Annotated in this window: 4 protein-coding genes; all 4 read left to right on the top strand. The window is 38.2% G+C overall.

Annotated elements, in window-relative coordinates; translation table 11 throughout:
* Positions 1 to 482 precede the first annotated feature (482 nt).
* The 4 genes from lonB (at position 483) to AB3M96_RS03505 (ending at position 6272) form a co-directional block, all read left to right on the top strand.
* Positions 483 to 2165, top strand: a complete 1683-nt coding sequence (gene lonB / locus AB3M96_RS03520; RefSeq protein ID WP_412966180.1) for an ATP-dependent protease LonB — start codon at positions 483 to 485, stop codon at positions 2163 to 2165.
* 183 nt (positions 2166 to 2348) lie between these two features.
* On the top strand, positions 2349 to 4673 hold the full coding sequence (gene lon, locus AB3M96_RS03515) for an endopeptidase La (protein ID WP_412966179.1): 2325 nt from the start codon (positions 2349 to 2351) through the stop codon (positions 4671 to 4673).
* The gene (yihA, locus tag AB3M96_RS03510) at positions 4670 to 5266 is read left to right on the top strand and encodes a ribosome biogenesis GTP-binding protein YihA/YsxC (RefSeq protein ID WP_412966178.1); all 597 of its coding nucleotides are present in this window, start codon (positions 4670 to 4672) and stop codon (positions 5264 to 5266) included. The genes lon and yihA overlap by 4 nt, the downstream gene beginning before the upstream one ends.
* 250 nt (positions 5267 to 5516) lie before the next feature.
* A complete protein-coding gene (locus AB3M96_RS03505; RefSeq protein ID WP_412966201.1) occupies positions 5517 to 6272 on the top strand; it encodes a transporter substrate-binding domain-containing protein in 756 nt (251 codons plus the stop codon).
* Positions 6273 to 6301 lie beyond the last annotated feature (29 nt).

The following is a 6301-nucleotide window of genomic DNA, read 5'->3' as shown; positions in this document are numbered from 1 at the left end:
AGAGAATACATACCCACTCGCGCGCTTCTTTAAAGCTGAGTGGGTAAGAAAAAGAGAATACATACCCACTCGCGCGCCTCTTTAAGGCTGAGTGGGTAAGAAAGAGAGAATACATACCCACTCGCGCGCCCTTTTTAAGTTGAGTGGGTAAGAAAGAGAGAATACATACCCACTCGCGCGCCCTTTTAAAGCTGAGTGGGTAAGAAAGAGAGAATACATACCCACTCGTGCGCTTCTTTAAAGCTGAGTGGGTAAGAAAGAGAAAATACACTCGCGCACCCTATTAAAGCTAAGTGTAAAAAAGTAATTTATCCTACATTACGCCCACCCGTTACCAAATTTAAATTTAAAATTAAAGGTATAAACTACGAATTCCTTTTTTCCTTTCTCAAACCGAAAAATCCGTCAATTTTGGTTTATTCCACCTTTTCTCAGGAGATAATAGCGGGTAAGTAGACATCTTTGAGAGCAGGAGGAATAGCATGAGTTGGACAGGAATTGTTTTATTCGTACAGCTTTTTTTCGGAGTCATCATTGGACTCTATTTTTGGAATCTCCTAAAAAATCAGCGTACACAAAAGGTATCCATAGATAAAGAATCTCGAAAAGAAATGGAACAGCTTCGAAAAATGCGCGCTATCAAATTAACGGAACCACTAGCTGAAAGAGTACGCCCGACAAGCTTTGCTGATATCGTTGGACAAGAGGATGGGATCAGATCTCTTAAAGCAGCACTTTGTGGACCAAATCCTCAGCATGTTATTATTTACGGACCACCTGGGGTAGGAAAGACTGCGGCAGCAAGACTTGTGATGGAAGAAGCAAAACGTAACGCGAAATCTCCATTTAAACAAAATGCAGTCTTTGTTGAATTGGATGCTACGACAGCACGATTTGATGAGAGAGGGATTGCCGATCCATTAATTGGTTCCGTTCACGACCCGATTTATCAAGGAGCTGGAGCAATGGGTCAGGCGGGTATTCCCCAACCAAAGCCTGGTGCAGTTACCCATGCACATGGCGGTGTTTTGTTCATTGATGAAATCGGAGAGCTACATCCCATTCAGATGAACAAAATGCTAAAAGTGTTAGAAGATCGAAAGGTATTTTTAGAAAGTGCTTATTATAGTGAAGAAAACACACAAATTCCTACACATATTCATGACATTTTTAAGAACGGGCTTCCAGCCGACTTCCGTATGATTGGTGCTACGACGAGGACTCCAAGTGAAATACCACCTGCGATCCGCTCACGTTGTTTGGAGGTTTTCTTCAGAGAATTAGACCAAGATGAGTTAGCAATAGTTACGAGAAAAGCACTTGATAAAGTGGGAATGAAGGCTACTGAAAAAGGGATTTCAACTCTTGCCTCATATGCGCGAAATGGGCGTGAGGTTGTCAATATGGTTCAAATTGCTGCAGGTATTGCAATCTCTGAGGATCGGGATTATATCAAGGATGAGGATATTGAATGGGTACTACATTCAAGCCAGTTAACACCTCGTTATGATAAAAAAATTTATCCTAGTGCAAGAGTAGGACTTGTAAATGGCTTAGCTGTATATGGTCCTAATACAGGGGCATTATTAGAAATTGAGGTCACTGTAATACCAGCCAAAGAAAAAAATGGAACGATAAATATTACTGGAATTGTAGAAGAAGAAAGCATCGGCGATCGTGGAAAATCAATTAGAAGAAAAAGTATGGCTAAGGGCTCAATAGAAAATGTAATTACAGTGTTACGGTCAATGGGTGTTCCAGCTTCAGATTATGATATTCATGTAAACTTTCCAGGTGGAATTCCTATTGATGGACCTTCTGCGGGGATTGCAATGGCGACTGGTATTTATTCAGCGATACATAAATTCCCGGTTTACCATACCGTTGCAATGACAGGTGAAATTAGTATCCACGGAAACGTAAAACCTATCGGCGGTGTCATTCCAAAAATTAAAGCAGCAAAGCAAGCAGGAGCCAAGAAAGTGATCATCCCAAAAGAGAATATGCAATCTATCCTAAAGGATATTGATGGTATAGAAATTATCCCAGTAACAAATCTAGAGGAAGTATTTGAAATTGCGATTGAGACTCCAGAACGCCAGAAGCGGGCAAAAGAGTCTATCATACCAGCATCAACGAATTATTCGAAGACAGAATCAGTTTAAAATATACCGACTTCGACATACTAAGAAAGAACGTCGAAGTCTTTTTTATTTAATCCCTGGAAGAAACAGTAATTCCTTCGACAGCCCTCTTTTTAAAAGTGATAATCCACAAAATAGACACTGGCAGGTAAATAAGATAAAATACACAGTTAAGAACTATATTCAATTTTGAGGTGTTTGGCAATGAAAAAGAAAAAAGAAATCATTGTTCCACTTTTACCACTTCGAGGATTATTGGTTTATCCAACAATGGTATTACATCTGGATGTTGGTCGTGACAAGTCTGTTCAGGCTTTAGAAAAAGCAATGGTTGAAGACCATATTATTTTCTTAACGACTCAAAAGGACGTTGCAATAGATGATCCAACTAAGGATGATATTTATAACATAGGAACAGTTACTCAAGTAAAGCAAATGCTAAAGCTACCAAACGGTACAATTCGTGTATTAGTTGAGGGGCTAAATCGTGCTGAAATACAGGAAATCTATGATAATGATACTTATTATTCTGTTAAGGTAAAAAACTTTGAAGAAGATGAAACAAAGAATGTTGAAACAGAAGCACTCATGCGCACAATGCTTGAGTATTTTGAACAATACATACGGTTATCAAAAAAAATCTCAACTGAAACATATACGTCTGTTACAGATATTGAAGAACCAGGCAGAATGGCGGATATCATCGCTTCTCATATTCCACTTAAGCTAAAGGAAAAACAAGAAATTCTTGAAACTCTTGATGTTCATGAGAGAATGAATAAAGTTATTACGATTATTAATAACGAAAGAGAAGTATTAAATCTTGAAAAGAAAATTGGCCAAAGAGTCAAGAAGTCAATGGAAAGAACGCAAAAGGAATATTACTTGCGTGAACAAATGAAGGCCATCCAGAAGGAATTAGGAGACAAAGAGGGTAAAACTGGTGAAGTAACGACCCTGAAAGATAAAATCGAGGCTGCGGGTATGCCAGATAATGTGAAAAATGTAGCGTTAAAAGAACTTGACCGCTATGAAAAAATTCCTCAAACTTCTGCTGAGAGTGCTGTTATACGTAACTATATTGAATGGTTATTATCGTTACCATGGACAAAATCTACTGAAGACCAGTTGGATATACATAGAGCTGAGGATATTCTTGAAAAGGACCATTTTGGCCTTGAAAAAGTCAAAGAACGTGTGCTTGAGTATTTAGCAGTTCAACAACTAACGAACTCACTAAAAGGTCCAATTTTATGTTTAGCTGGCCCTCCAGGAGTCGGGAAGACGTCCTTGGCAAAATCAGTTGCAAAATCTCTAGGAAGAAATTTTGTGCGTATTTCGCTTGGTGGTGTTCGAGACGAATCTGAAATTAGAGGACATCGTCGTACATATGTCGGGGCAATGCCAGGTAGAATCATTCAAGGTATGAAGAAGGCAGGTACGATAAACCCTGTTTTCCTTCTAGATGAAATTGATAAAATGTCTAGTGATTTTAGAGGGGACCCTTCCGCTGCTATGTTAGAAGTCCTTGATCCTGAACAAAACTTTAATTTCAGTGATCATTTCATTGAGGAACCTTATGATTTATCAAAGGTTATGTTTATTGCAACTGCAAATAACCTGGCAACCATTCCTGGTCCACTTCGTGATCGTATGGAGATCATTACAATTGCTGGATATACAGAGCTTGAAAAAGTTCATATTGCAAAGGATCATTTATTACCTAGAAAAGTTGAAGAACATGGCTTGACCAAAGGAAAGCTTCAAGTTCGTGAAGATGCTTTATTAAGTATCATTCGTCATTATACAAGAGAAGCCGGTGTCCGTAGTCTTGAGAGACAACTTGCAACTATTTGCCGAAAAGTAGCAAAAATCATTGTTTCAGGCGAGCGAAAGAAGGTTGTCATTACAGATAAAAACCTTGTTGAGTTTTTAGGAAAACCAGTGTTCCGTTACGGGCAAGCTGAACTTGAAGATCAAGTAGGTGTTGCTACTGGTCTAGCTTATACTGCTTTTGGCGGTGATACACTGTCAATTGAAGTATCGATTGCTCCTGGTAAAGGAAAGCTTGTTTTAACAGGGAAGCTTGGAGATGTCATGAAAGAGTCTGCACAAGCTGCATTTAGTTATATTCGTTCAAAAGCAACAGAATTAAATATTGACCCTGATTTCAACGAGAAAAACGATATCCACCTTCATGTTCCGGAAGGTGCAGTTCCAAAGGATGGCCCATCAGCGGGTATCACGATTGCTACGGCACTTATTTCTGCATTGACAGGAAGAGCAGTCCGTAAAGAGGTTGGAATGACTGGTGAAATCACTCTAAGAGGTCGTGTTTTACCAATTGGTGGATTAAAAGAAAAATCACTTAGTGCACATCGAGCTGGTTTAACAAAGGTACTCTTCCCGAAGGATAATGAGAAGGACTTAGATGATATCCCAGAAAGTGTTAAAAAAGATATGGAGTTTGTGCCGGTATCTCATTTAGACGAGGTACTCAAACATGCTCTAACAGAGGAGAAAAAATGAAAGTAACAAGTGCAGAAATTGTAATAAGTGCTGTTAAACCAGATCAATATCCTGAAGTGGATTTACCAGAGTTTGCTCTAGCAGGTCGTTCGAATGTAGGGAAGTCATCCTTTATTAATAAGATGATCAATCGTAAAGCATTAGCAAGAACATCCTCTAAGCCAGGAAAAACACAAACATTGAATTTCTATCTTATCAATGAGTTGCTTCATTTTGTTGATGTTCCAGGATATGGATATGCAAAGGTATCTAAACGTGAAAGAGAAATATGGGGAAAGATGATTGAAACGTATTTAACAACTAGAGAACAGCTTAAGGCTGTTGTTCAAATTGTAGACTTACGACATCCTCCCTCAAAAGATGATGTTATGATGTATGAATTTGTGAAACACTATGATATACCTGTTATCATTATCGCGACAAAAGCAGATAAAATACCTAAAGGAAAATGGGATAAGCACCTAAAGGTTGTAAGAGAGACATTAAATCTTGAACCAGGCGACCATTTAATTAAGTTTTCATCTGAAACAGGATTAGGCAAAGACGAAGCATGGTCTGTTTTAAAATCTTATATGAATTCAGAAAACAGCTAATTGATTTTAGCTGTTTTTTTTATGTTATAAAAGTGGTTTTTGACAAAAAATGCAGAAACCGCATGATTCTGCAAGATTCAAGGGTGATTTACCCGAATTGGAATATGTGAGGCCATTGGTAAATACATATATGACATATAAAGGTTTTACGCTGTTGAAAATTTGTGGCGAAAAATCTATGTGAGAAAGGTTTTGCGACATAAAAAAGGGGGATACAGATTTGAAAAAGGGACTAGTTTTATTGTTAGCGATGGTTTTTCTTGTAGTTATTTTAGCTGCATGTGGAGGAGAAAAATCTTCATCAGATGGAATGTCATTAGTTGACGAAGGAAAATTCACATTTGCTTCATCTGGAGAATACAACCCATTTAGTGTTACAGATGGGGAAGGAGTAATGACGGGGTTTGATATCGAAGTTGCAGAGGCAGTAGCTAAGGAACTTGGATTAGAACCCGAGCAAAAACGCTTTAAGTTTAATAGTATTGTTGAAGGAGTTAAATCAGGTCGTTTTGATGCAGCGGTTGCCAGTCACACGATTACAGATGAGCGTCTCGAACATGTTAATTTTTCAACACCATATTATTACTCTGGGCCACAAATCTTTGTAAGGCCAGATAGTGATATCAAAAGTCTTGATGACCTAAAAGGATTAGAAGTTGCAGTGTCAAAGGGCTCTACCTATGCTAAAACTGCACAAGAAGTAACAGATAATGTGATTCAATATGATAGCGATGTAACGGCGTTAGAAGCATTATCAATCGGTAAACATGATGCAGTTATTACAGACTTTTTAACAGGAAAAGAGGCAATTGGTTCAGGTATAGAGATCGAGGGTAAGGAAATACTCGGGCTAAGTGAACAAGCAATTGCTGTATCGAAAGAAAATGAAGAATTACTGAAAAAAATAAATGAAGCACTCGAAAAACTTAGAGAGGACGGCACGTTGAAGAAAATTAGTGAAAAATACTTTAAAGAAGATATTACAACAGACCCACAGAGTGAATAGTTCTTTCAAACGAATGTAGTTCTTCTACA

This window comes from Ferdinandcohnia jepli (assembly GCF_047246645.1).
Taxonomy (GTDB): Bacteria; Bacillota; Bacilli; order Bacillales; family Bacillaceae_L; genus Ferdinandcohnia.
The sequence above is the reverse complement of the archived record's forward strand: the minus strand, read 5'-3'. Positions and strand labels throughout refer to the sequence as shown.

Excerpts from the sequence above, each read along its gene's own strand:
- yihA (WP_412966178.1), top strand. The coding sequence starts at position 4,670 with ATGAAAGTAACAAGTGCAGAAATTGTAATAAGTGCTGTTAAACCAGAT.
- lonB (WP_412966180.1), top strand. The coding sequence starts at position 483 with ATGAGTTGGACAGGAATTGTTTTATTCGTACAGCTTTTTTTCGGAGTC.
- lon (WP_412966179.1), top strand. The coding sequence starts at position 2,349 with ATGAAAAAGAAAAAAGAAATCATTGTTCCACTTTTACCACTTCGAGGA.
- AB3M96_RS03505 (WP_412966201.1), top strand. The coding sequence starts at position 5,517 with ATGGTTTTTCTTGTAGTTATTTTAGCTGCATGTGGAGGAGAAAAATCT.